This window comes from Bacillus sp. CH140a_4T (genome assembly GCF_008923725.1).
Taxonomy (GTDB): domain Bacteria; phylum Bacillota; class Bacilli; order Bacillales; family Bacillaceae_G; genus Bacillus_A.
The window spans coordinates 221684-248183 of sequence record NZ_WBPF01000006.1 but is presented as its reverse complement, the minus strand read 5'-3'; the positions used below and the strand labels follow the sequence as shown (position 1 = coordinate 248183).

Genomic DNA, 26500 nt, shown 5'->3' with positions numbered 1-26500 from the left:
TAGTTTGTCTAGCATCTAAAAATAAAAATTGACGTTTCACGTTGTTTGTTTCGTTTAGTTTTCAAAGTTCAACATCGCGTTTCAGCGACTTTTATAATATATCATAGTATATTATTTTCGTCAACAAGTTTTTTAGGATAATTTGTATCTCTCATTTGCTGACTCTGCCTATTATATAGAGTTTCCCATTGCTATGCAAGTATTATTATAAAAAAATAAGAGGAGGAAAAATCCCCCCTCTTATTCTTCAGAAGAAGCCTCTTCATTAGATTCCTCTTCTTCATCTTTCTGTGCTTTTGCTACCGTTGCTACCTCTTGCTCATCCTCTAATCGAATTAGACGAACACCTTGTGTATTACGTCCCATTTGAGAGATTTGATCAACTGGCATACGAATAATAACACCTGCTGCCGTAATTAACATGATATCTTCTTCACCTGTTACAGACTTAACAGCTACTAATTTACCGTTTTTATCTGTAATATTACATGTCTTCAGACCTTTACCACCACGACTTTGTAGACGGTATTCATCAATAGGTGTACGTTTTCCATAACCATTTTTCGTTACGATTAGAACATTTACATCCTCTTCGACAATTTCCATGCCTACAACTTGATCTTCTTCACCTAATGTAATTGCTTTTACACCAGCCGCATTACGTCCCATAGAACGCACATCTTGCTCGTTAAAGCGAATTAACATACCATTGCTTGTTCCTACAATAATATCCTTATCACCAGATGTTAAACGTACAGATATTACTTCATCCTCTTCACGAAGAGAGATGGCAATTAAACCATTCGTACGTATATTTGCAAATGATGAAAGTGGCGTTCTCTTAGAAATACCTTGTTTTGTTGTGAAGAATAAGAATTCATCGTCACCAAATTCACGAATTGGAATAATGGCGTTAATCCATTCACCCTTATCTACACCTAATAAGTTAATAATAGGTATACCTTTTGCTGTACGACTATACTCTGGGATTTCATATCCTTTCGTACGGTATACTTTCCCTTTATTAGTAAAGAATAAAATGTGATCATGCGTAGAAGTAGTTAATAAATGCTCTACGAAATCATCATCATTTGTTCCCATTCCTTGCACACCACGTCCACCACGGTTCTGTGTTTTGTACGTAGAAGCTGGTAACCTCTTAATATAACCATTATGAGTTAACGTAATAGCGATGTTTTGCTCTGGAATCAAATCTTCATCTTCAATAAATTCCATGCCACCAATTGTGATTTCCGTTCGTCTCTTATCATTGAAGCGTTCTTTTACTTCCGTTAACTCTTCACGAATAATCTCAAGAACTTTCTCTTCATCTGCTAAGATTGCTTTTAATTCAGCGATTAACTTCATTAAGTCTTGATATTCTTGCTCAATTTTTTCACGTTCTAATCCTGTTAAACGTTGCAGACGCATATCTAAAATTGCTTGTGCTTGTTTCTCACTTAAACCGAAACGTTCCATTAAGCCTTGTTTTGCAATATCTGCTGTTTTCGAACTACGAATTAATGTAATAACTTCATCTAGATGATCTAGAGCAATTCGTAATCCTTCTAAAATATGAGCACGCGCCTCTGCTTTTTCTAATTCATAAGCAGTACGTCGACGAATTACTACCTTCTGATGCTCCAAGTAATGATATAAATTCTGTTTTAAATTTAGTACTTGTGGTTCTCCATTTACAAGAGACAACATATTAATACCGAAACTTGTTTGAAGTGCTGTATGTTTATATAGATTATTTAATAGTACATTGGCATTGGCATCACGGCGTACTTCCATAACAATACGCATACCGTTTCGATCTGACTCATCACGTAAATCCGTAATACCTTCAATTTTCTTATCACGAACTAATTCTGCAATTTTTTCAATTAATCGTGCCTTATTAACTTGATAAGGTAGTTCGGTTACGAGAATAGATTGTTTACCATTTGACTTCTCTTCAATTTCAACTTTAGCTCGAAGCATAATAGAGCCTCTACCTGTTTCATACGCTCTTCGAATCCCACTTCGTCCCAAAATTAAACCCGCTGTTGGAAAATCTGGTCCTGGAATAAACTCCATTAATTCCGCAATCGTAATGTCGGGATTATGGCTTAGTGCCAATACACCATCAATTACTTCACCGAGTTGATGTGGTGGAATATTCGTTGCCATACCAACTGCAATACCCGTCGTACCATTCACTAATAAATTAGGGAAACGCGCTGGCAATACAATTGGCTCTCTTTCAGAACCATCATAGTTATCTTGATAATCAATCGTATTTTTTGAAATATCACGTATTAATTCCATAGAAATCTTAGACATTCTTGCTTCTGTATAACGCATTGCTGCCGCTGAATCACCATCAACAGAACCAAAGTTACCATGCCCATCAACAAGCATATAACGTTGACTAAAATCTTGCGCCATACGTACCATCGTCTCGTAAACAGCTGAATCACCGTGAGGGTGATACTTACCGATTACTTCACCAACAATACGCGCTGATTTCTTATACGCTTTATCAGCTGTAATTCCTAAATCATTCATCGCATATAAAACCCTACGATGCACAGGTTTTAATCCATCACGAACATCTGGTAATGCACGAGATACGATAACACTCATTGCGTAATCTAAAAACGAGGTACGCATTTCATGACTAATATTAATTTCTCGAATTCGTGCTTGTTGTTGATTGTCTGACATCAACGAGCACCTCCTCTTACGTTTCCGTTACACATACATTGATTTATATGTAGAAGACAGGAATACTTAGATTCCTGTCATTACCCATTTAAATATCAAGGTTTTTCACGTATTTTGCATTTTCTTGGATAAAGTTACGACGTGGCTCTACTTTATCTCCCATTAAAATTTCAAATGTTTCATCCGCTTCAATTGCATCTTGAAGAGAAACTTGAAGTAATGAACGTACTTCTGGATCCATTGTCGTCTCCCATAATTGAGTTGGATTCATTTCCCCTAGACCTTTATAACGCTGAATCCCTGGCTTAGGTTGGGCTGGTAATTCCGCTAAGATTTTTTCAAGTTCCTTATCGTTATAAGCATATTGAATTTTCTTACCTTGTTGTACTTTAAACAAAGGTGGCTGTGCGATATATATATAACCACACTCAATTATTTGACGCATATAACGATAGAAGAACGTTAATAATAGGGTACGAATATGCGCACCATCAACATCGGCATCCGTCATAATAATGACTTTATGATAGCGTGCTTTTTCAATATCGAAGTCTCCGCCGATATTTGTACCAATCGCCGTAATAATTGTACGAACTTCATCATTTGATAAAATCTTATCTAAGCGTGCCTTTTCAACATTAATAATTTTACCCTTCAGCGGTAAAATTGCTTGGAAATGACGATCGCGCCCTTGTTTTGCAGAACCACCCGCAGAGTCACCCTCTACAATATAAATTTCACTAATTGCTGGATCTTTAGAAGAACAGTCTGCCAATTTTCCTGGTAAACTTGAAACTTCTAAAGCACTCTTTCGGCGAGTTAACTCACGAGCCTTTTTAGCTGCTACACGCGCACGCGCTGCCATCGTCCCTTTATCTATAATTTTACGTGCAACATTGGGATTTTCCAGTAAGAACTTTTCAAATGCCTCTGAGAATACTGACTCTGTAATTGTTCTTGCTTCACTATTTCCAAGTTTCGTCTTCGTTTGTCCTTCGAATTGTGGATTTGGATGTTTAATTGACACAATTGCTGTTAAACCTTCACGAACATCTTCACCAGTTAAATTACTATCCGCATCTTTTAAAATATTATTTTTACGACCATAATCGTTGATCACACGAGTTAAGGCTGTTTTAAATCCTACCTCATGTGTACCACCTTCATACGTATGAATATTATTTGTAAATGAGTAAATATGATTTGTGTATCCTTCGTTATATTGAAGCGCAACTTCAACCTGAATACCATCTTTTGAACCTTCTACATATACAGGTTCTTCATGAATTGGCTGTTTTGAACGATTTAAATGTTCAACATATGATTTAATTCCACCTTCATAATGGAATTCTTTCTTCTGTTTATGTTCACGTTTATCTTCAATTGTTAATTTAATATTACGATTTAAAAATGCTAATTCTCGCATACGAGTTGCTAACGTATCAAATTCGTATACTATTGTTTCCTGAAAAATTTCTGGATCTGGTTTAAATCGAGTTATCGTTCCTGTTTGATCTGTGTCACCAATGACTTTTAAATCCGCAACCGGAATACCTCTTTCGTATTTTTGATAATGGATTTTGCCTTCACGATGTACAAATACCTCTAGTTCTGTTGATAGAGCATTTACTACAGATGCCCCAACACCATGCAAACCACCAGAAACTTTATAACCGCCACCGCCAAACTTACCACCAGCATGAAGAACGGTCATTATAACTTCTACAGCAGGACGCCCCATTTTTTCTTGTATACCAACTGGAATACCACGTCCATTATCCGTTACAAGAATACTATTATCTTCTTCGATACTAACGTTAATTTCATCACAATACCCTGCAAGTGCTTCATCAATACTATTATCGACGATTTCCCACACAAGATGGTGAAGTCCTTTTCCACTTGTAGATCCAATATACATCCCAGGGCGTTTTCGAACCGCTTCTAATCCTTCAAGTACCTGTATCTGACTTTCGTCATATGAATTTTCTTCCATTTGCTTTTGTTCCATTGACACAAAGATCACCTACTTTTCCATTTAAATAGGGATTACGCCCTATCTATTTCACAATCTACCGTGCCGTTCGTTACATGAATTGTTTTCGCTTCTTTTAATGTTTCGTGTTCAATTCCGTCGACACTCGTCGTTGTCACAAATGTTTGCACTTTTCCTTGAATTGTATTTAACAGATGCGATTGACGATAATCATCTAATTCTGATAATACATCATCCAATAAAAGAATCGGATATTCCTTAACTTCTGAGTAAATCAATTCAATTTCAGCTAATTTTAGGGACAGTGCGGTTGTTCGTTGTTGTCCTTGCGAACCAAAGACTTGAACATTTTTACTATTAACGAAGAATTGTAAATCATCACGATGAGGACCAATTAAAGTCGTACCACGGAAAATCTCACGTTGTTTCACAGATTGAAAATTTTCATAGTATACTTCTTTTATTTTCGACAAATCCATTGATTCTGATACATCTACACTTGGTTTATAGACAATTTCTAATTCTTCTAATCCACGGCTTATACCGCGATGAATTGGAGCTGCCCATTCTTGTAGTAAATGCAAAAATTCAAACCGTTTTTGCAATATTTTTGCACCATGCTCAATAAGTTGAAGTGTAAATACATCCAACATCGTTTCCTCATTTTTACTATTCCCTTGCATCTTTTTCAGCAAGTGATTTCGTTGCGTGAGCACCTTTTGATATTGACTCAATTCATACAAATAGACTGGAGCTATTTGACCTAATTCCATATCTAAAAAGCGTCTTCTTACTTGAGGGCTTCCTTTTACAAGATTTAAATCTTCTGGGGCAAACATGACAACATTCATCATGCCAATATATTGACTCAATTTTTGTTGTTCAAGTTGATTTAATTTTGCCTTTTTACCTTTTTTCGAAATATTTAATTCCAAAGACAAAGAACTATTTCTCTTTTGTAATTTCCCTTTAATTTGACCGAAATCTTCATCCCAACGGATAAGCTCGCGATCATTAGAGGTTCTATGAGATTTCGCCATCGCTAAAACATAAATAGCTTCCATCAAATTCGTTTTCCCTTGCGCGTTTTCACCGATAATCACATTCACTTTATCTTCAAAGGAAAGCTCTAACTTTTCATAATTGCGATAGTTTTTTAATTGTATTTCCGAAATAAACAAAGGGCTCCCCCTTTATGCCTGAACTTGGAAACTTCCGCTTCCTGGAATTTCAATAATATCGTTCGCATATAATTTGCGACCTCTTCTATTTTCAAGTTCTTGATTCACGTACACTTCATATTCTTGTAAAAACCATTTTACAGCGCCACCTGTATCAATTACATCGGCTAACTTTAAAAATTGTCCTAGTGTAATATACTCTGTTGAAATTTTAATACGTTTCATAAAATCGCTCACTTTCTGAAAGTGTTCATTCTTTCATTGTACTAAATAAACTAACATTAGGAAAGTAATACCCAAAAATCAAATAAGGGCTACTAGTATCTGAAAACTAGCAACCCTTACTACTTACTTAGTAAGTACGAACCGGTAAAATTAATTGAATAATGGACTCATCATTTACTGTACGAATTAAGAATGGTCTCATTGCGCCAGTAAAGCTAATTTTAATTTCAGTACTATCTAAAGCTTTTAGTGCATCCATCATATATTTTGCACTAAAAGATATTTTTAACTCTTCCCCATCTACTTTTTCACATTGAACTTCTTCCACTACTTTCCCGATTTCTGGTGAATTCGAAGAAATTTCTAGCATTTCCTGTTCTAAAGTTGATAATTTCACAACATTATTACGACCATCTCTTGCTAATAGAGAGGCACGATCAATTGCTTGTAAAAATTCTTTTGTATTTACAAATATATCTGTTTTGCTTTCGGCTGGAATTAAACGAGTTGTATCAGGATAATTCCCTTCTAACAATCTTGAGAAGAATAATAAATGCTTTGTACGGAATAATACTTGATACTCCGTAATAACGATATCTACCATTTCTTCAGACTCATCTAGAATTTTGCTTAATTCATTTAAGCTTTTACCCGGAATAACAACATTCGCTTGAAATTCATCTGCGATTCCTTCGATTTTTGCTTTTCGAAGAGCTAACCTGTGGCTATCTGTAGCAATGCAAGTTAATTCGCTGTTATATACTTTCCAGTTTACACCTGTCAATATTGGTCTTGTTTCAGAAGTGGAAACTGCAAATACAGTTTGTCGGATCATATGTTTTAGTAAATCTGTTGGGATCTTAAAAACATGATGTTCTTCAATTTGTGGTAACAATGGATATTCAGCAGAATCTAAACCATTTAAATTAAACTCTGATTTTCCAGAAATTATTTTTGTCATAAAATGATTTTCTACAGAAATTTCGACAGTCTCTTTAGGTAATTTTTTTACAATCTCACTAAAATATTTTGCTTGTAAAATAATACTTCCTGATTGTGTTACTTCTACGATTTCTTTTCCATTGTCTTCAACTGGGATAAAAGATTCAATAGAAATATCGGCATCGCTTCCTGTTAACGTAACTCCTTCTTCCGTAGCGACAACTTTAATTCCTGTAAGGATGGGAATTGTTGTACGAGAAGAAACAGCCTTCATTACATCTTGTACACTTCTTACAAGATAGTCTTTTTGTATTGTAAAACGCATAAAGAAAAACCTCCGGTAAGTATAATATTTTATTTAATTAATAAAGATAAAAAATAGTAGTAATAGTAATAGGGCCTGTGGATATGTGGATAACCCCATTGAAGGATGTAAAAACAGTCTATCTACATGTGGATAGACTGTGCGTAAAACAAGGGAAGTTATTCACACTATTCAGCTACTACTTTAAAATATCGTTAATTTCTTCAACTTGCTTTTGTAATTGCGTATCCGTTTTAAGCAGCTTAGAAATTTTTTCATGAGCATGGATAACTGTTGTATGATCACGTCCACCAAATTCTTCACCTATTTTAGGTAAGGAGTAATCTGTAAGTTCGCGTGATAAATACATTGCAATTTGGCGAGGGAAGGCAACTGATTTTGTTCGCTTTTTCGCCTTGAAATCTTCCAGTTTTATTTGATAAACATCCCCGACAGCCTTTTGAATATCATAAATGGAGATAATTTTTGGTTTAGAATTTGGAATAATATTTTTAAGTGCTTCAGCTGCTAAATCAGCATTAATATCTTTGTTAATTAAAGATGAATAAGCTACAACTCGGATGAGTGCACCTTCTAGTTCACGAATGTTTGAATCAATTTGATTTGCAATATAAAGCATAACCTCATTTGGTATATCAAGTCCTTCAGCCTTTGCTTTTTTACGTAAAATTGCAATTCGTGTTTCTAAATCTGGTGGCGTAATATCCGTAATGAGTCCCCATTCAAAGCGAGAACGAAGACGATCTTCTAAAGTTGGAATTTCTTTTGGTGGCCGATCACTTGAAATTACAATTTGTTTACTTTCTTCGTGTAATGCATTGAATGTATGGAAAAACTCTTCTTGAGTTTGTTCTTTTCCTGCTAGAAATTGAATATCATCTATCAATAAAACATCTACATTACGGTATTTATTACGAAAATCGACCGCTTTATTATCACGAATAGAATTAATGAATTCATTTGTAAATTTTTCTGATGATAAATATACAACCTTCGCGTTTGGGTTATGTTCAATTACATAATGACCAATTGCATGCATTAAATGGGTTTTTCCAAGTCCAACGCCCCCGTAAATAAAGAGGGGATTATATGCTTTAGCTGGCGCTTCGGCTACGGCCAATGAAGCAGCGTGAGCAAAACGGTTACCAGAGCCAATAACAAATGTATCAAACGTATATTTTGGATTTAGCATACTCTGTGGTAAATGATTAGAATCATCTTGTGCTGAATTTGGTTTAGAAGGAGGAAGATCAATCTCCTCTTCAGCTTGACTTTGGGGAATAATAAAGCGAATAGCTAATTTTGCCCCCGTTAAATCATAAAGTGTTTCCGAAATTAGCTCTGAATAATGAGATTCTAACCAATCACGAGCGAATTCATTGGGAGCCGTAATTGTTAATACGTCCTTCTTTAAATTATGTGCGGTTGTTGATTTTAACCATGTTTCATAACTTGGTTTACTGACCTTTTTTTCTAGTTCTTTTAAGGCGCTGTTCCATAAATCAGAGATGTTTTCCAAAGGTGTCCCTCCTTTACTAAGATGGTAAAAGAATAAGGTTGCGCAACAAATGTACAACCTAAATAAGTATAAAATGTATATTTATACGAAACGTATTTTAAAACCTAAAAACGTCGTTTGTATATGAGATAGGGTTTTCGACAAAAAAGGCGAATGTGGATAATCATTTACCCACATGTGATTAAAACTGTCCACATGTTATACACAAATTGTGGATAAGATAAAGATGTGGAAAACTTATTCAAAGTGAAAACACAACTATAATATCAAAAAAAAGTAGCTATAGCAATGAATTTAAGAAAGTTATCCACAAAATCAATACCTTGTGGAATAAACTTGTCCACAACACGATATACTGTGTAAAAGTACGAAAAGGATTTGTGGATATAAAAAACCAGAAAAAACATTTATCCACAAGGAAATATAGGCTCTGTGAAAAAGTATGTGAATAGGTTCAAAATGAATATTTGATGAAAATTTCGAGAACCATTGACATTTTCCTAGTTGATTAACTATAATTTATAGGACTGTCTTTAACAGATATTCCTCAGGGAGGTGTCATATAATGAAAAGAACTTACCAACCAAATAAACGTAAGCGCAGCAAAGTACATGGTTTCCGCAGCCGTATGAGCACAGCGAACGGACGTAAAGTGCTAGCAGCTCGTCGTCGTAAAGGAAGAAAAGTATTATCTGCGTAGACCACTGATCGTTCAGTGGTCTTTTTTTCTAATAATAGTGAATTTCCACTGATGAACTACAGGAGTGTCAATTGATATGAAGAAAAAATATCGTATAAAAAAGAATGATGAATTCCAGACGGTTTTTCAAAAAGGAAAATCGAATGCTAACCGTCAGCTTGTTGTCTATCAACTAGATAAGGAAGAGCAGCAAAACTTTCGTATTGGCCTTTCTGTCAGCAAGAAAATAGGAAATGCAGTAGTGCGTAACCGAATTAAACGTATGATTCGCCAGTCGATCACAGAATTAAAAGATGAGATAGATTCTGGAAAAGATTTTGTTATAATAGCAAGGAAGCCTTGTGCAGAGATGACATATGAAGAATTAAAGAAAAGCTTAATTCATGTCTTTAAACGCTCTGGTATGAAAAGAATAAAAAAGTAGCGTAAGGAAATGAATTACACTATATACATACCGAAACAAGGAGGAGCAGGCTTTGAAAAAGAAAATAGGTTTACTAGCCATGGTTATTGCATTAATGGCAATTGCTACTGGCTGTAGTGAAGTGAATCAGCCGATTACACCGAAAAGTACTGGAATTTGGAATGAATATTTCGTATATCCGCTTTCTCAGTTAATTACGTATTTTGCCAACTTATTTGGTAGTAATTATGGTTTAGCAATCGTTGTTACCACTCTTATCATTCGTTTTGCATTATTACCATTAATGATTAAACAAACGAAGAGTACGAAAGCAATGCAGGCGTTACAACCAGAAATGGTGAAGTTAAAAGAGAAATATAGTTCTAAAGATCAAGCAACACAGCAAAAACTACAACAAGAAATGATGCAGTTATATCAAAAAAATGGTGTAAATCCATTAGCAGGATGTTTACCGATATTTATTCAGATGCCTATTTTATTCGCGTTTTACCATGCGATTATGAGAACATCAGAAATTAGTAAGCATACATTCTTATGGTTCGACTTAGGGCAGGCAGATCCATTCTATATCTTACCGGTTGTTGCGGCAATTACGACATTTATTCAGCAAAAGCTTGCAATGGCAGGAACAGCTAGTCAAAATCCGCAAATGGCAATGATGCTTTGGTTAATGCCAATCATGATCTTAGTCTTTGCAATTAACTTCCCAGCTGCATTATCACTTTACTGGGTTGTTGGTAATATCTTTGGTATCGCTCAAATGTACTTGATCAAGGGGCCAGAAATTAAGGCTAGTAAGGCAGAAGGATCAAGTAAGTGAGTGTAATTACTGCTAAAGGACAAACAGTCGAGCTGGCAGTACAACATGCTTTAACGCAACTAAATGTTCCAAAAGACCGAGTAGATATAAATATTATCGATGAGGGTAAAAGAGGGTTCCTAGGTTTATTTGGGAATCGACCTGCAGTAGTAGAAGTTGTATTGAAGAAGGATCCAATTCAAGAATGTGAAGAATATTTAAAAAGTGTTATTCACGATATGGGTGTGGAAGCTGAGATTAGTAAAATTGTAAAAGGACGCGAAGTTGAATTTACAATTTCTGGCGAAAATATAGGTGTTTTGATTGGAAAAAGAGGGAATACCTTGAATTCTTTACAGTATTTAACAAAACTTGTGGCGAATCGTAGTACGAAGCAATATATTGGCATCACACTAGATGCTGAAAATTATCGTAGTAAAAGAAAAGGTACATTAGAAGCACTTTCTTATCGATTAGCAAAACAAGTAGTAAGTACGAAAAAAAGAGTTGTGTTGGAGCCTATGCCATCTTTTGAACGAAAGATTATCCACCAAGCATTATCTAATCATCAAAATATCATTACAACTTCTGAAGGAAAAGAACCACATCGACATGTTGTAATATCTTCCAAGTGACCGGTTACTCAATTGAGTGCCGGTTTTTTTGAGGGGAAAATAGGTGTGGATAACTAAAAAACACTAAACTTATCCACTGTGAATAAGTTTAGTGTTTTTTACATGAGGACATAATAAAATGAGTTATTGTTCTTTTGTAGATAGGTTCGTTATGGTATTCTAATAATTTAGTGAAGAAAATAATCATGTTGAAATAGAGATAAATAAGCAAGTGAGGTGAAAGGACATGGAATTTGATACAATTGCCGCGATTTCCACAGCGCTTGGAGAGGGTGCAATTGCCATTGTTCGAGTAAGTGGAGATGATGCGGTTGAAAAAGTTAATCGTATTTTTAAAGGGAAGGATTTAACAGAGGTTTCTTCTCACACAATTCATTATGGTCATATTGTTGATTTAGATACAAATCAGGTTATTGAAGAAGTGATGGTATCTATTATGCGTGCACCAAGGACGTTTACACGTGAAAATATAGTAGAAATTAACTGCCACGGCGGACTTGTTTCGGTAAATAAAGTATTGCAGCTTATTTTAGCGCAAGGAGTACGATTAGCGGAGCCTGGTGAATTTACAAAACGTGCTTTTTTAAATGGCCGTATTGATTTATCACAAGCAGAAGCCGTTATGGATTTAATCCGTGCAAAAACAGATCGTGCAATGAACGTAGCGATTAATCAAATGGAAGGACGATTATCTAAATTAATTGGCCGTCTGCGTCAGGACATATTAGAAACGTTAGCTCATGTTGAGGTAAACATAGATTACCCGGAATATGATGACGTGGAAGAAATGACACATAATATTTTAATTGAGAAAGCTACACATGTTCGTGCGGAAATTGCAAAAATATTAGAAACATCGAAGCAAGGAAAGATTTTACGTGAAGGTATTGCTACTGCAATTATCGGTAGACCTAACGTTGGGAAGTCATCGCTATTAAATAGTCTCGTTCAGGAGAAAAAGGCGATTGTAACTGATATTGCAGGAACAACTCGTGATGTTATTGAAGAGTACGTTAATGTGCGTGGTGTACCACTTAAACTTATAGATACAGCCGGGATTCGTGAAACAGAAGATGTTGTTGAACGAATTGGTGTAGAACGTTCAAGAGAAATGATGAGCCAAGCTGATTTAGTGTTAGTTGTCGTTAATTATAGCGAGGCTTTAACGCATGAGGATGAAGATCTATTCCATGCCGTACAAGGAAAAGATTTCATTGTTATTGTAAATAAGACAGATTTATCACAAGCAATCGATATGGAACGTGTTACAGAATTGGCAGCGGGAAATCGTGTTATTACAACATCGTTAATTGAGGAACAAGGAATAGATGAGCTTGAAAAGGCAATAGCTGATTTATTCTTTGAAGGAACAATCGATTCTGCAGATGTGACATATGTTTCTAACGCGAGACATATTGGATTATTAACACAAGCAGGACAAACAATGGGAGATGCAATTGAGGCGATAGAAAATGGTGTTCCAATTGATATGGTGCAAATTGATTTAACAAGAACGTGGGAAATACTTGGTGAAATTACTGGTGATACCGTCCATGAAAGCCTAATTGACCAGTTGTTCTCTCAATTTTGTTTAGGAAAATAATATAGCGATGTTTTAGAAAGATAGAGATTATTAGGAGGAATAAACAATGGGATACAATGCCGGTTCATACGATGTCATAGTAATCGGTGCAGGTCATGCAGGATGTGAAGCTGGTCTTGCGGCAGCACGAATGGGCTCCAAAACATTAATGTTAACAATTAATTTAGATATGGTAGCGTTTATGCCATGTAACCCTTCTGTTGGTGGACCAGCAAAAGGGATTGTTGTTCGTGAAATTGATGCATTAGGCGGAGAAATGGGACGCAACATTGATAAAACGCATATTCAAATGCGTATGTTAAATACAGGAAAAGGACCAGCTGTACGCGCACTTCGAGCACAAGCAGATAAGTTCTCTTACCAGCATGAATTAAAGAAAACAATTGAAGAAACACCAAACTTAACGTTGTTCCAAGGAATGGTTGAGCGTTTAATCGTTGAAGATGGCGAATGTAAAGGGGTAGTTACGCAAGCTGGTGCTGAATATACAGCAAAAACAGTTGTAATTACGACTGGAACATTTTTACGCGGTGAGATTATTATGGGAGATTTAAAATATTCGAGCGGTCCGAATAATCAACAACCATCTATTACTTTATCCGAACATTTAGAGGAACTTGGATTTGATCTTGTTAGATTTAAAACAGGTACACCTCCGCGTGTAAATAGTAATACGATTGATTACAGTAAAACAGAAATCCAGCCAGGTGATGATAAACCACGAGCTTTCTCTTTTGAAACGACAAAATTTATTATGGATCAAATTCCATGTTGGTTGACGTATACAAGTACGGAAACACATCGTTTAATAGATGAAAACCTACATCGCTCAGCTATGTATTCTGGTATGATTAAGGGAACAGGACCTAGATATTGTCCTTCAATTGAAGACAAAGTAGTAAGGTTTAATGATAAACCACGTCATCAAATTTTCTTAGAGCCAGAAGGACGTAATACACAAGAAGTGTATGTACAAGGTTTATCCACAAGCTTACCAGAAGATGTGCAACGTGATATGCTTAGAACAATACCTGGCCTAGAAAACGTTGAAATGATGCGTACAGGTTATGCAATTGAATATGATGCTATTGTGCCAACACAACTATGGCCAACACTTGAAACGAAAAAAATTAAAAATTTATATACAGCAGGACAAATTAACGGAACTTCTGGTTACGAAGAGGCGGCAGGACAAGGGCTTATGGCTGGGATTAATGCAGCATGTCGTTCTTTAGGTAAAAAAGAAGTTATTTTAGGTCGTGCGGATGCTTATATTGGTGTCTTAATTGATGATCTTGTAACGAAAGGTACAAATGAACCATATCGTTTATTGACGTCTCGTGCAGAATATCGCCTATTATTACGCCACGATAATGCCGATCTTCGTTTAACAGAAGTTGGTCGTGAAATTGGATTAATTAAAGAAGAGCGCTATGAGCGATTTACAAATAAAAAATTAAAAATTGAACAGGAAAAGGAACGTTTAGCTAGCATTATTATTAAACCACGTCCTGAAGTTCAAGAACTAATTCGTAGTATTGGCGGAAGTGAATTGAAAGATGGAATACGTGCAAGTGATCTATTACGTCGTCCAGAGATGTCATATGAGCATATTCATCTTTTAGTACCAAGTGAAGTAGAATTAAGTGATGAAATTACAGAACAAGTTGAAATTCAGATTAAGTACGAAGGATATATCGAAAAATCTTTACAGCAAGTAGAGCGTATGAAGAAAATGGAAAATAAAAAAATCCCTGTGGATATTGATTATGATGCGATTTCTAGCCTTGCCTCAGAAGCGAGACAGAAATTGAAAGACGTTCGTCCACTTTCAATGGGGCAGGCTTCACGTATTTCTGGTGTGAATCCAGCGGATGTTTCCATTTTACTTGTGTATATTGAACAAGGAAAAATTGCGCGAGTATCGAACCAATAAATAGTAAGGAGATATTGTTAGATGAACATAGAACAATTTCAATCTATGCTAGAAGAGAAGGGTATCACCCTCTCTTCTAGACAGTTAGAGCAGTTCGAAATCTACTTCGAAACATTAGTAGAGTGGAATGAAAAAATGAACTTAACGGCTATTACGGAGAAAGAGGAAGTATATTTAAAACACTTTTTTGATTCCATTACGGCTGCTTTTTATTACGATTTTTCAAAACCATTCTCAATTTGTGATGTTGGCGCAGGAGCTGGATTCCCAAGTATTCCTTTGAAGATCTGTTTCCCGCACTTAAAAGTAACAATTGTAGACTCATTGCAAAAACGTATTAACTTCTTAAATCATTTGGCACAAAAATTGGAATTAGGTGACGTTGCGTTTTGTCATGATCGTGCTGAAACATTTGGAAAAAAAGAAGGTGTACGTGAATCGTACGATATTGTAATGGCACGTGCAGTTGCGCGTCTTTCGGTATTGAGTGAGCTATGTTTACCACTTGTAAAAGTTGGGGGAACATTCATTGCAATGAAAGGTGCCGCAGCAAACGAAGAAATTGAAAATGGCAAGTATGCTTTAGAGGTGCTAGGCGGGAATTTAAAAGAAATGTCTACGTTCCAATTACCGTTTGAAGAAAGCGAACGTAATATTTTATTAATCGAGAAAAAGCGCAAGACACCAAAGAAATATCCACGCAAACCGGGAACACCCAATAAATTACCTATTGAAAAATAAATCTTATTAGACGTAAGATTAAATTATATAAATGAAAACGTAAATGTTTCATAGGAAACATTTTATGGAGAATAGTCAATAGGCCTAAAAGGTGGTGGAATATGTATGAAAAATACGTTTTCTCGTTTATTTGGCTTTGGAGATAAAGAGAGCGAATTCGAATTACAAGACGAAAGCCATGAAGAAATAGATAAAAAGGTATATGAAGAAATACAAGAAATTCCGATAGTAAATATTACCCCTAACCGTTATCAACCACGAACAGTTTTTGATGATGCGCGTATAGAGGAGCTAGCATTAACGATTCGTACACACGGACTGATTCAGCCAATTGTTGTGAGGCAATATGAGGATGATAAGTACGAGATTATCGCTGGAGAAAGGCGTTTCCGTGCGGCGACAAAGTTAGGGTGGGAAAAGGTTCCTGCAATTATAAAGAACTTAAATGATACAGAGACAGCTTCTGTAGCTTTAATTGAAAACTTGCAACGTGAGGAACTAACAGCAATCGAGGAAGCTGTGGCATATCAAAAGTTAATTGAGTTACATAATTTAACGCAAGAAGCATTGGCACAACGACTTGGAAAAGGACAATCCACAATCGCAAATAAGTTGCGATTGTTAAAGTTGCCTGAAGAAATAAAACGTGCGTTATTAGAAAAAAGCATTACAGAACGTCATGCCCGCGCGCTCATTCCTTTAAAGAATGAGGAATTACAACTGAAGGTTTTACAGGAAATTGTGGAGAAACAGCTGAATGTAAAGCAAACAGAGGAACGAATTGCGAAATTACTAGAGGAAGCAAAACCGAAGCGTAAGGCAAAGCAAAAAGCAGTAAGTAGAGATACAAGAATTGCCATGAATACAATTAGGCAGTCATTACAAATGGTTGCTGATAGTGGTTTAAATGTTAATTCTGAGGAAGAAGAATTTGATGAGTACTATCAAATTACAATTAAAATTCCGAAGAAAAAATAATAATGGCGTGTTAGAGACCTTATCCTATTGGATAGGTCTCTTTTACTATATTTTCTTGTTAGAAGAAGGAGTTTAGAAATAAATTTTGAAGTTTAATAAGGACGTAAAAGAAAAACTTTTATTTCATGTTACAATAAACGTAATTGTTACTAGAATAAGATAGAAAGGTTGAAAGTAGGTGACATCATGGGAAAAATCATTGCTATTGCCAATCAAAAAGGTGGCGTTGGAAAAACAACAACATCTGTTAATTTAGGGGCTGGATTGGCACAAGTAGGTAAAAAGGTCCTTCTTGTAGATATTGACGCCCAAGGAAATGCAACGACTGGTGTGGGAATTGAAAAATCCGAATTAGATCAATGTATTTACAACGTTCTTGTGGAAGATGCAGATGTTCAAGGGGTTATACGTAAAACCGCAACTGAAAACTTAGATGTTCTACCCGCTACAATTCAATTGGCAGGTGCTGAAATTGAATTGGTACCGACTATTTCCCGGGAAGTACGTTTACAAAGGGCATTACAGCCAGTTCGTGATGAATATGACTATATTATTATCGACTGTCCCCCGTCCTTAGGGTTATTAACGATTAATGCATTAACCGCAGCAGATTCTGTTATTATTCCTGTTCAATGCGAATATTACGCACTAGAAGGATTAAGTCAGCTATTAAATACAGTTCGACTTGTGCAAAAGCACTTAAATAAAAATCTAGCAATTCAAGGTGTATTGCTAACGATGTTGGATGCCCGTACGAATTTAGGGATTCAGGTTATAGATGAAGTGAAAAAATACTTTAGAGATAAAGTATACCGTTCGATTATTCCTCGTAATGTTCGTTTAAGTGAAGCACCAAGTCATGGGAAACCAATTATGCAGTATGACGCTAAATCAAGAGGGGCAGAAGTATATATAGATTTAGCAGAGGAAGTGATTGCAGGTGGCTAAAGGATTAGGAAGAGGAATTAACGTATTTTTTCCTGATTTAGATGTGAAAGAAGAAGAGGCAATTCAGGAGATTGTGATAACTGAATTAAGGCCGAATCCATATCAACCACGTAAACACTTTAATAAAGAGGCAATTCAAGAATTGTCGGCTTCTATTAAAGAGCACGGCATATTGCAACCGTTAATTGCTAGGAAGAGTATTAAAGGATATGAAATTGTTGCAGGTGAAAGAAGATATCGTGCTGCCAAAGAGGCGGGGCTCGAAAAGGTACCCGCTGTTGTAAGACAATTAAATGAGCAGCAAATGATGGAGTTTGCATTGCTTGAAAACTTACAACGAGAAGATTTAAATCCAATGGAAGAAGCAATGGCATATCAAATGTTAATGAATGAGCTAAATGTAACGCAAGAACAATTAGCAAAACGTCTTGGTAAGAGCAGACCTTACATTGCAAACTATACGCGGTTATTAAGCCTCCCTTCTTTTGTGCAAGATATGATTGCAAACGGTCAACTTTCAATGGCCCATGGGAGAACCTTGCTTACGATAAAAGATGAAGAACAATTGAAATCTTTATTAAAACGAATCGAAAAAGAAGGATTAAATGTTCGTCAATTAGAGAAAATTGTTCAGGAGATTAATCAACGCGTTTCACGTGAAACAAAACAAGTAAAAAAAGAGAGAAACATATTTTTCGTAGAACGCGAAACGTTCTTAAGAGAAAAGTTTGGCACAGATGTGAAAATTAAAGAAACGAAAAAAGAAAAAGGTAAAATCGAAATTGAATTTTTTAATAAAGAAGATTTAAATCGTATTTTAGAATTATTAGCGCAGAAAAACTAAAAAGCAAACCATCTTATTATTTATAGATGGTTTGCTTTTTTTAATACGGATAATTTTTGGTCTGTTTCTTTTATGCTTTGTGCAATTACATCAGCCATTTTCATGACTAAACTTAACCTTGTATTTTGCAGGACGAAAAACTCCATAAAACCATTTAAATTTACGATGCCATGAATATGTAAATCACCAACTGCGGGTAATTTCTTGTTCATCGCAGCTCCAGGTTTACTAGGACCCATTCCGGTAGTGATGGAACCGATACTTTGAGACTTTCCTAAACAGGCATCAACCGCAATTATAAATGAAGTAGGATTATCTCTCTGTATATTCCGAATTCTTTCCTCTAAATTTAGCGCATGCACTGGCTCATCTAGTGTGCCGAACACTTGGAAGTTTTTAATTCCTACTTGTTCTAGTTTCGTGCCGACTAACGGGCCGAGTGCATCGCCTGTAGAACGATCTGTTCCGATACAAACGAGAATAATCGGTATATTTGTTTTAATAGGGATATGGGAAAGTAAGAAGTTACTAATTGTCTCGGAGGCTTCTACGTCTTGATGCATAACATTTTGAGTTTCTTTTTCGAAAAAGGGTAAGCGAAAACTTCCAATATTCATGAAGCATCCATCCTTTTAATAAATTTTCAAAATATGTTATATGTTGAGTAAAATGGAAAACTATAAGTGCGTACTTCCTGTAAAACTTGAGTGAAAACGGAAATAATAGTACTAGTATATATATATTCGTTCCATTTTATACCTGCAAGGAAGTTAACAAATGCAATTAAAGTCATAAAAATTTTTTCAGAAATCAGGGTGACTTCTGATACAATGAGAAGGATAATTAAAAAGAAATTTTAGTTGGAGAGGTAGAGGTACATGGATTTAGCGTTGAAATGGTTTGAGTCCATTGATTGGACGAATATAGGTGTGAAATCACTAAAAATAGTCGTTATTTTAATACTTGGTGCAATTATTGTGCGAGTTGCGCGTGCAATTGTACGAAATGCGTTTCGTATGGGAAGCCGTTCGCCAATTCAAATTTCAGAACGTCGTACAGTTACGGTAGCGAAGTTACTTGAAAATATTGTGGCATACGTTGTTATGTTCATTATGTTAATTGCGATTTTGGGTGTGTTTAATATTAATGCATCTGGTTTATTAGCGGGTGCCGGGGTAATTGGTTTAGCAGTCGGATTTGGTGCTCAAAGTTTAGTGAAAGATGTTATTACGGGATTATTTATTTTGCTAGAAGATCAATTTTCAGTAGGTGACTATGTAAAAATTGGTCAGTTTGAAGGTGTCGTTCTAGAAATTGGACTTCGTACAACAAAAGTAAAGAGTTGGACAGGCGAAATTCATACTTTACCAAATGGAAGTATCATTCAAGTTACGAACTATTCCGTTAGTAATAGTGTAGCATTTGTTGATGTATCCATTTCGTATGAGGCTGACATAGCAAAAGCAGAGCAAGTCATTGAAGATTTATTAGTAGAATTACCTGCACAGTATGCGCAAATGGTAACAACGCCTCAGTTATTAGGTGTGCAAACATTGGCTGCATCAGAAGTTATATTACGTGTGATTGCGGAAGTAGAGCCGATGCAACATGCGGTTGTTGCAAGAGCACTTCGTAAAGAGATTAAAAATCGTCTAGATTTACATGGAATTGAAATTCCATATCCACGTATGGTTTTATATAATCGTGAAGAATTGGTTAGTGGAAAAGCAATTTAGTATGGAGAGGGGTTTGGAGAATGGAGCAAAAGCAATATAACTTGTACGATGTTGTGGAAATGAAGAAAGCCCACCCATGTGGTGAGAATCGATGGAAGATTATTCGTATGGGAATGGATATCCGCATTAAGTGCGAGGGATGTGACCATTCAGTAATGATTCCTCGAAGAGAATTTGATCGTAAGGTGAAAAAAATACTTGTGAAGCACGAAGAATAGAGAGAAAGTAACAGTTGCAATGGGTAGCTGTTACTTTTTTCGTTTGGAGGAAACTTGTCATTTTTTTCGTTACTATCTATAATGATGAAAGATTGAGACATAGGAGTGAAAAATATGGGATTAACGGCTGGGATTGTTGGATTACCTAACGTAGGGAAGTCAACTTTATTTAATGCAATTACACAAGCAGGAGCAGAATCTGCAAACTATCCATTCTGTACAATTGATCCAAACGTAGGGATTGTAGAAGTACCAGATGAGCGTTTAAATAAATTAACGGAATTAGTAGAACCGAAAAAAACTGTTCCGACTGTATTTGAGTTTACTGATATTGCAGGTATCGTAAAAGGTGCTAGTAAAGGTGAAGGGTTAGGAAATAAATTCTTATCTCACATTCGCCAAGTAGATGCGATTTGCCAAGTTGTTCGTTGTTTTGAAGACGAAAACATTACACACGTTTCAGGGAAAGTAGATCCAATCGATGATATTGAAACAATCAACTTAGAGCTAATCTTAGCGGATTTAGAGTCTGTTGATAAACGTATCGAACGTGTTGCGAAATTAGCAAGACAAAAAGATAAAGAAGCGGTATATGAGCATGAAATTTTAGTTCGCTTAAAAGAAGCTTTTGAAGAGGGAAAACCAGCTCGTACTGTTGAATTTACAGAAGAGCAAATGAAGATTGTTAAAGGCCTTCATTTACTTACAACGAAAGAAATGTTATACGTAGCAAACGTAAGTGAGGACGATATTATCGATCCTTCTGAAAACAAATACGTACAAATGGTAAAAGAATTTGCTGCAAATGAAAATTCTCAAGTAATCGTTGTATGTGCAAAAATTGAAGAAGAAATCGCTGAGCTAGACGAGGAAGAGAAAAAAGTATTCCTTGAAGAGCTAGGTATTGAAGAATCTGGTTTAGATCAATTAATTCGTGCTGCATATGATTTATTAGGACTTGCTACTTACTTCACAGCAGGTGTGCAAGAAGTACGTGCATGGACGTTTAAACAAGGTATGAAAGCACCACAATGTGCTGGCGTAATTCATACAGACTTTGAGCGTGGATTTATTCGTGCGGAAACAGTTTCTTACGAAGACTTAATGACAAACGGTTCTATGACGGCTGCAAAAGAAGCTGGTAAAGTTCGTTTAGAAGGAAAAGAGTATATCGTAAAAGACGGAGACGTTATGCACTTCCGCTTCAACGTTTAATTTAATATTTCCTAGGAAAAATAAAGATATGAGCTTGGCGAATATATTATGTGTTTGCCAAGTTTTTTATGCATGGGTGAGTTGATTCATCTAACTTACTATGATATAATCTAAACTCGTGAGTAATTACTATAAATTAATTGCTCCTTGCCCATTATGGGCCGTTTAGACCAAAAGGAGGTGAAAGTGTAATGAGAAAGTACGAAATTATGTACATCATTCGTCCTGGCGTTGAAGAAGAAGCTCAAAAAGCTTTAGTTGAACGTTTTGCAGGTGTTTTAACAAACAATGGTGCAGAAATCATTAACACGAAAGAGTGGGGTAAGCGTCGTTTAGCTTACGAAATCAACGACTTACGTGAAGGTTTCTACATGATCTTAAACGTGAACTCTAACGCAGAAGCGATTAATGAATTCGACCGTTTAGCTAAGATCAACGAAGACATCCTTCGTCATATCGTTGTTAAAGAAGAAGAAAAATAATTGATATATAAGGGAGAGTGGTTCGATTGATGAATCGTGTTATCCTCGTTGGTCGTTTAACTAAGGACCCTGACTTACGTTACACGCCCAATGGTGTTGCAGTAGCTACTTTTACGTTAGCTGTGAATCGCGCATTTGCGAATCAACAAGGTGAGCGTGAAGCTGACTTTATTAATTGTGTAATATGGCGTAAACAAGCAGAAAACGTAGCAAATTATTTGAAAAAAGGTAGCTTAGCAGGCGTAGATGGACGTCTTCAAACTCGTAATTACGATGGACAAGATGGTAAACGTGTATATGTAACAGAAGTTCTTGCGGAAAGCGTACAATTTTTAGAGCCGCGTAATGGCGGTGGGGAGCAACGTGGTTCATTTAATCAGCAACCATCAGGAGCTGGTTTCGGTAACCAAAGCTCTAACCCATTTGGTCAATCTAGTAATCCAGGTAACCAAGGGAACTCTGGATTTACGAAGAATGACGATCCATTTTCGAATGTTGGTCAACCAATCGACATTTCGGATGACGATTTACCATTTTAATGGTATAAATCGGCTATTTTTAACAAAGAATGGAGGGAATAGACATGGCAGGACGCAAAGGTGGACGTGCGAAACGTCGTAAGGTGTGTTTCTTTACATCTAACGGCATCACTCGCATTGACTATAAAGATGTTGATTTATTAAAACGTTTCGTTTCTGAGCGTGGTAAAATTTTACCTCGTCGTGTAACAGGAACAAGCGCAAAATACCAACGCAAACTTACAGTTGCAATTAAACGTGCTCGTCAAATGGCACTTTTACCATATGTTGGTGAATAATAGCGTATGAAATGCACAGTAGAGTCGGACTCTACTGTGCATTTTGCTATGCTTTTCTTTTTTTGAAAGAGAGGTTAGATGATGAAAAATACGAAATTTATTACTGAAGGTGCAGCACTGTTAGCGATATATGCAATGTTATTGCTTATATCTATGTACGTTCCAATTTTAGGTGCAGTTGTAACGTTTGCATTGCCATTGCCGTTTATATTGCTAACGATAAGATATAGATTATCTAACGCCTTTGTAATTTTTACGGCGGCGCTTTTTATTACTGTTATTGTCAGTCAACCGATGAACCTAGTAAAGACAACTATGTTTGGATTGATAGGTATCATTTTAGGATATATGTATAAAAAACGAAAAAAGCCGGTAGAAATTTTGATGGCGGGGACGCTTGCGTACTTAATTGGTATTATGCTCATTTATGTTGCAAGTATAAAGTTTTTTAACATAGATTTAATGAAGCAAATGCAAAATATGTTTAATGAAAGTATGGCGCAAAGTGAAAAGATAGTCACTGCTGCTGGTATGCCGATTAGTAAAGAGCAAAAAGAATTATTTGCACAATTTAATGATGTGTTACAAACGTTATTCCCAAGTTTACTTGTAATGGTCTCGGTATGTTTTTCTTGGATTACAGTTATGATATCAGGTAGTGTTTTGAGAAAACTAAAGCATGACGTTATACCTTGGCCTAAATTTAAAGATATACAATTACCAAAGAGTATTGTTTGGTATTACGTTATATTTATTTTGCTATCAACTTTTATAAAAGTAGAACCGACATCATATTTACATATGGTATTTTCTAACCTATATGTCATATTTGCTTTACTACTAGTGCTGCAAGGTCTGACATTTATCGCTTTTATAGCGCATAGCAAAGGTTTTACGAAAGGGGTTCCTATTATTAGTTTTATTGTCTGCATGTTTATTCCGATGCTGTTTCCTCTTGTGACAATCTTAGGTATAATTGATTTAGGGATTTCATTGCGTTCTAAAATAGGAGGATAAAGTAATATTCCTTATACTATTTTAATCTGTTTAACTAACTGGAAGGTGAGTTAGTTTTACTTTATAGGAGTTGTATACATGCCTGAATTTTATAAGAAACAGTGGTTTTTATATCCTGTTTACGTATTGGCATTTTTCGTGTTTGTGCTCATTTCGATCCTCTGTTATTTTCATTTGATGATGGGGATAGCCGCCTTTTTTATCTTTTGTATTGTACTTTTTGTTGTTGTAAGATTTGAACTTACCTTTCAAAAGAACTTTGAAAAACATACGACAGAGATGATTACAAGGGTAAAGAAAGTGAGTAATGAGGCATTTAACCAAATGCCGATTGGTATTTTGTTATACAATAAGGATTATGGGATTGATTGGGCGAATCCTTATTTATCTTCATGCCTAGGACAGCATGCATTAGCTGGATGGCACCTTTATGATGTATCAGAAACGTTACTTCTTTTTATTAAGGGAGAAACTTCCGATGATATAGTCTCTTTAAATAATCGAAAGTTTCGTGTCTTTGTAAGGAAAGAAGAAAAGTTAATTTATTTCTTTGATGTAACGGAACAAACAGAGATTGAAAAGATGTACGAGGATCAACGTACTGTTTTGGCTGTCATTTATTTAGATAATTATGATGAAGTTACACAAGGATTAGATGATCAATTACGTACGAATATAACAAGTCTTGTAACATCAAGACTAAATGAATGGGCCGTTAAGTACGGGGCATATTTAAAACGTGCATCTTCAGAAAGATTCTTCGTTGTGCTAAATGAAAGTATTTTAGCACAGATGGAGAAAGGGAAATTTAGCATTTTAGATCAAGTGCGTGAAGAAACATCTAAAAGGAATATACCACTCACCTTAAGTGTAGGTGTTGGATCAGGTGATTTACCTTTATCAGAGCTTGGGGCGATGGCTCAGTCCGGCTTAGACCTTGCACTTGGACGTGGTGGAGATCAAGTAGCTATTAAGCAAGCAACAGGTAAAGTTAAGTTTTATGGTGGTAAGACAAATCCGGTGGAAAAACGTACTCGTGTACGTGCCAGAGTTATTTCGCACGCATTAAAGGATTTAGTATTAGAAAGTAGTAATGTCATTATAATGGGGCATAGGGCTCCTGATATGGATGCAATTGGTGCTGCGATTGGTATTTTAAAGGTAGCGCAATTAAATGAGCGTAAAGGATATATTGTGCTAGATGAAAATGACTCTGATAAGGGAATTAAGCGTTTAATGGATAAAGTGAAACAAAATGAGGAGTTATGGTCTCACTTTATTACACCAGAACAAGCGATGGAATTTGCCAATGATGATTCATTACTTGTTGTTGTTGATACGCATAAACCTTCAATGGTTATGGAAGAAAAGCTGTTACGTAAAATTGAAAATGTAGTTGTTATTGACCATCATCGCCGAGGAGAAGATTTTATTGAAGATCCATTGCTTGTTTACATGGAGCCATATGCTTCTTCCACGGCAGAACTTGTTACAGAATTACTTGAATACCAACCGAAAAATTTAAAAATGACAATGTTAGAAGCGACAGCGTTGTTAGCAGGTATTATTGTTGATACGAAAAGCTTTACATTCCGGACAGGTGCTCGTACGTTTGATGCCGCTTCTTATTTACGCTCACATGGTGCAGATACTGTACTTGTACAAGAGCTGTTAAAAGAAGATATGGCTCAGTATTTACGGGTTGCAAAAGCTATTAAAAATGCGTACATTTATACAAATGGAATTGCGATTGCGAAAGTTGATAGTGATGATTACTACGATCAAGTGCTTATTGCACAATCAGCGGACACATTATTAACAATGACAGGAATTATTGCGTCATTTGTTATCGCAAAACGTGGCGAGAATTTCATTGGAATTAGCGGCAGGTCTTTAGGTGAAGTGAATGTGCAGCTAATTATGGAAAATTTAGGCGGTGGCGGGCATTTAACGAATGCAGCCACACAAATGAAAAATGTTACAGTAGATGAAGCTGAGGAGAAGCTTCGATTTGTTATTGATGACTATTTACAGGGAGGCACACAATCATGAAAGTAATTTTTCTAAAAGACGTAAAAGGTAAAGGGAAAAAAGGAGAAGTAAAAAACGTACCAGATGGCTATGCAAATAACTTCTTATTAAAACAAGGATTAGCTGCTGAAGCGACAAATAGCAGTATGAAAACTTTAGAAGCTCAAAAGCGTAAAGAAGAAAAAGATGCAGCAGCAGAGGTTGAAAATGCAAAAGAGTTGAAAGAAACGTTAGAGAAACTAACTGTAGAAGTAAAGGCGAAATCTGGAGAAGGTGGCCGTCTATTCGGTTCAATCACAAGTAAACAAATCGTAGATGCAATGCAAAAATCACATAAAATTAAACTTGATAAACGTAAATTTGAAATGGATGATGCAATTCGTGCATTAGGCTATACAAACGTTACTGTGAAGTTGCATCCGCAAGTAACAGCAACAGTAAAAGTTCATGTTAGTGAACAATAAAAATAAGTTGAG

At 35.9% G+C, this 26500-nt stretch carries 26 protein-coding genes; 19 read left to right on the top strand and 7 right to left on the bottom strand.

All coding sequences use genetic code 11. The features are described from left to right. Positions 1 to 240 precede the first annotated feature (240 nt). The 6 genes from gyrA to dnaA all read right to left on the bottom strand — a co-directional run bounded on the left by gyrA (position 241) and on the right by dnaA (position 8900). On the bottom strand, positions 241 to 2712 hold the full coding sequence (gene gyrA / locus F8162_RS07660) for a DNA gyrase subunit A (protein ID WP_151630069.1): 2472 nt from the start codon (positions 2710 to 2712) through the stop codon (positions 241 to 243). Between the two features lie 88 nt (positions 2713 to 2800). Continuing rightward, the gene (gene gyrB, locus F8162_RS07655; RefSeq protein ID WP_061679590.1) at positions 2801 to 4723 is read right to left on the bottom strand and encodes a DNA topoisomerase (ATP-hydrolyzing) subunit B; all 1923 of its coding nucleotides are present in this window, start codon (positions 4721 to 4723) and stop codon (positions 2801 to 2803) included. 38 nt (positions 4724 to 4761) lie between these two features. Then, positions 4762 to 5889 (bottom strand): DNA replication/repair protein RecF, encoded by a 1128-nt coding sequence (gene recF / locus F8162_RS07650; RefSeq protein WP_000470743.1) that lies wholly within the window; start codon positions 5887 to 5889, stop codon positions 4762 to 4764. Between the two features lie 12 nt (positions 5890 to 5901). Next, positions 5902 to 6114: a S4 domain-containing protein YaaA gene (yaaA, locus tag F8162_RS07645; RefSeq protein WP_000821366.1), complete on the bottom strand. Its 213-nt coding sequence runs from the start codon at positions 6112 to 6114 to the stop codon at positions 5902 to 5904. Between the two features lie 127 nt (positions 6115 to 6241). Then, positions 6242 to 7381 carry a DNA polymerase III subunit beta gene (gene dnaN, locus F8162_RS07640; RefSeq protein ID WP_151630070.1) on the bottom strand — a complete coding sequence of 380 codons (1140 nt, stop codon included), beginning with the start codon at positions 7379 to 7381 and terminating at the stop codon, positions 6242 to 6244. Positions 7382 to 7559: 178 nt separating this feature from the next. Next, positions 7560 to 8900, bottom strand: coding sequence for a chromosomal replication initiator protein DnaA (gene dnaA / locus F8162_RS07635; RefSeq protein WP_000428027.1), 1341 nt, complete (start codon positions 8898 to 8900; stop codon positions 7560 to 7562). Positions 8901 to 9465: 565 nt separating this feature from the next. Here dnaA and rpmH point away from each other — a divergent pair. The 10 genes from rpmH (at position 9466) to spo0J (ending at position 18508) form a co-directional block, all read left to right on the top strand. Then, a complete protein-coding gene (rpmH, locus tag F8162_RS07630) occupies positions 9466 to 9600 on the top strand; it encodes a 50S ribosomal protein L34 (RefSeq protein ID WP_000831901.1) in 135 nt (44 codons plus the stop codon). Positions 9601 to 9676: 76 nt separating this feature from the next. After that, positions 9677 to 10024 carry a ribonuclease P protein component gene (gene rnpA, locus F8162_RS07625; RefSeq protein WP_151869327.1) on the top strand — a complete coding sequence of 116 codons (348 nt, stop codon included), beginning with the start codon at positions 9677 to 9679 and terminating at the stop codon, positions 10022 to 10024. A 52-nt stretch (positions 10025 to 10076) separates the two neighbouring features. Next, on the top strand, positions 10077 to 10844 hold the full coding sequence (gene spoIIIJ, locus F8162_RS07620; protein WP_151630071.1) for a YidC family membrane integrase SpoIIIJ: 768 nt from the start codon (positions 10077 to 10079) through the stop codon (positions 10842 to 10844). Then, positions 10841 to 11458: an RNA-binding cell elongation regulator Jag/EloR gene (gene jag, locus F8162_RS07615; RefSeq protein WP_151630072.1), complete on the top strand. Its 618-nt coding sequence runs from the start codon at positions 10841 to 10843 to the stop codon at positions 11456 to 11458. The genes spoIIIJ and jag overlap by 4 nt, the downstream gene beginning before the upstream one ends. Positions 11459 to 11684: 226 nt before the next feature. Continuing rightward, positions 11685 to 13061: a tRNA uridine-5-carboxymethylaminomethyl(34) synthesis GTPase MnmE gene (gene mnmE / locus F8162_RS07610; RefSeq protein ID WP_151630073.1), complete on the top strand. Its 1377-nt coding sequence runs from the start codon at positions 11685 to 11687 to the stop codon at positions 13059 to 13061. A gap of 46 nt (positions 13062 to 13107) precedes the next feature. Continuing rightward, complete coding sequence (mnmG, locus tag F8162_RS07605; protein WP_151630074.1) at positions 13108 to 14997, top strand: tRNA uridine-5-carboxymethylaminomethyl(34) synthesis enzyme MnmG; 1890 nt, start codon at positions 13108 to 13110, stop codon at positions 14995 to 14997. 21 nt (positions 14998 to 15018) lie between these two features. Next, positions 15019 to 15738, top strand: coding sequence for a 16S rRNA (guanine(527)-N(7))-methyltransferase RsmG (rsmG, locus tag F8162_RS07600; protein WP_076541192.1), 720 nt, complete (start codon positions 15019 to 15021; stop codon positions 15736 to 15738). Between the two features lie 105 nt (positions 15739 to 15843). Then, positions 15844 to 16716, top strand: a complete 873-nt coding sequence (gene noc, locus F8162_RS07595; protein ID WP_076541195.1) for a nucleoid occlusion protein — start codon at positions 15844 to 15846, stop codon at positions 16714 to 16716. A gap of 186 nt (positions 16717 to 16902) precedes the next feature. Continuing rightward, positions 16903 to 17664, top strand: a complete 762-nt coding sequence (gene soj / locus F8162_RS07590) for a sporulation initiation inhibitor protein Soj (protein ID WP_000516117.1) — start codon at positions 16903 to 16905, stop codon at positions 17662 to 17664. Then, positions 17657 to 18508, top strand: coding sequence for a stage 0 sporulation protein Spo0J (gene spo0J, locus F8162_RS07585; RefSeq protein ID WP_001051814.1), 852 nt, complete (start codon positions 17657 to 17659; stop codon positions 18506 to 18508). Before soj ends, spo0J begins: the two co-directional genes overlap by 8 nt. A 20-nt stretch (positions 18509 to 18528) precedes the next feature. Here spo0J and yyaC read toward each other — a convergent pair whose 3' ends face one another. Further along, the gene (yyaC, locus tag F8162_RS07580; RefSeq protein ID WP_151630075.1) at positions 18529 to 19125 is read right to left on the bottom strand and encodes a spore protease YyaC; all 597 of its coding nucleotides are present in this window, start codon (positions 19123 to 19125) and stop codon (positions 18529 to 18531) included. A gap of 261 nt (positions 19126 to 19386) precedes the next feature. Here yyaC and F8162_RS07575 point away from each other — a divergent pair, with 261 nt between their 5' ends. From F8162_RS07575 to rplI, 9 genes are all read left to right on the top strand, one after another. Beyond that, a complete protein-coding gene (locus F8162_RS07575; protein WP_097863888.1) occupies positions 19387 to 20244 on the top strand; it encodes a mechanosensitive ion channel family protein in 858 nt (285 codons plus the stop codon). Between the two features lie 20 nt (positions 20245 to 20264). Continuing rightward, a complete protein-coding gene (locus tag F8162_RS07570) occupies positions 20265 to 20462 on the top strand; it encodes a DUF951 domain-containing protein (RefSeq protein ID WP_000436051.1) in 198 nt (65 codons plus the stop codon). A gap of 114 nt (positions 20463 to 20576) precedes the next feature. After that, positions 20577 to 21677 carry a redox-regulated ATPase YchF gene (ychF, locus tag F8162_RS07565; protein WP_000524656.1) on the top strand — a complete coding sequence of 367 codons (1101 nt, stop codon included), beginning with the start codon at positions 20577 to 20579 and terminating at the stop codon, positions 21675 to 21677. 191 nt (positions 21678 to 21868) lie between these two features. Continuing rightward, on the top strand, positions 21869 to 22159 hold the full coding sequence (rpsF, locus tag F8162_RS07560; protein WP_001233781.1) for a 30S ribosomal protein S6: 291 nt from the start codon (positions 21869 to 21871) through the stop codon (positions 22157 to 22159). Positions 22160 to 22185: 26 nt separating this feature from the next. After that, positions 22186 to 22698: a single-stranded DNA-binding protein gene (ssb, locus tag F8162_RS07555; RefSeq protein ID WP_225990150.1), complete on the top strand. Its 513-nt coding sequence runs from the start codon at positions 22186 to 22188 to the stop codon at positions 22696 to 22698. Between the two features lie 44 nt (positions 22699 to 22742). Beyond that, positions 22743 to 22976, top strand: coding sequence for a 30S ribosomal protein S18 (gene rpsR, locus F8162_RS07550; protein ID WP_000918874.1), 234 nt, complete (start codon positions 22743 to 22745; stop codon positions 22974 to 22976). 81 nt (positions 22977 to 23057) lie between these two features. Then, positions 23058 to 23993, top strand: a complete 936-nt coding sequence (locus F8162_RS07545; protein ID WP_151630077.1) for a YybS family protein — start codon at positions 23058 to 23060, stop codon at positions 23991 to 23993. Positions 23994 to 24071: 78 nt separating this feature from the next. Then, positions 24072 to 26045, top strand: coding sequence for a DHH family phosphoesterase (locus tag F8162_RS07540; RefSeq protein WP_151630078.1), 1974 nt, complete (start codon positions 24072 to 24074; stop codon positions 26043 to 26045). Next, on the top strand, positions 26042 to 26488 hold the full coding sequence (gene rplI, locus F8162_RS07535) for a 50S ribosomal protein L9 (RefSeq protein ID WP_000864237.1): 447 nt from the start codon (positions 26042 to 26044) through the stop codon (positions 26486 to 26488). The genes F8162_RS07540 and rplI overlap by 4 nt, the downstream gene beginning before the upstream one ends. The last annotated feature ends 12 nt before the right edge of the window (positions 26489 to 26500 follow it).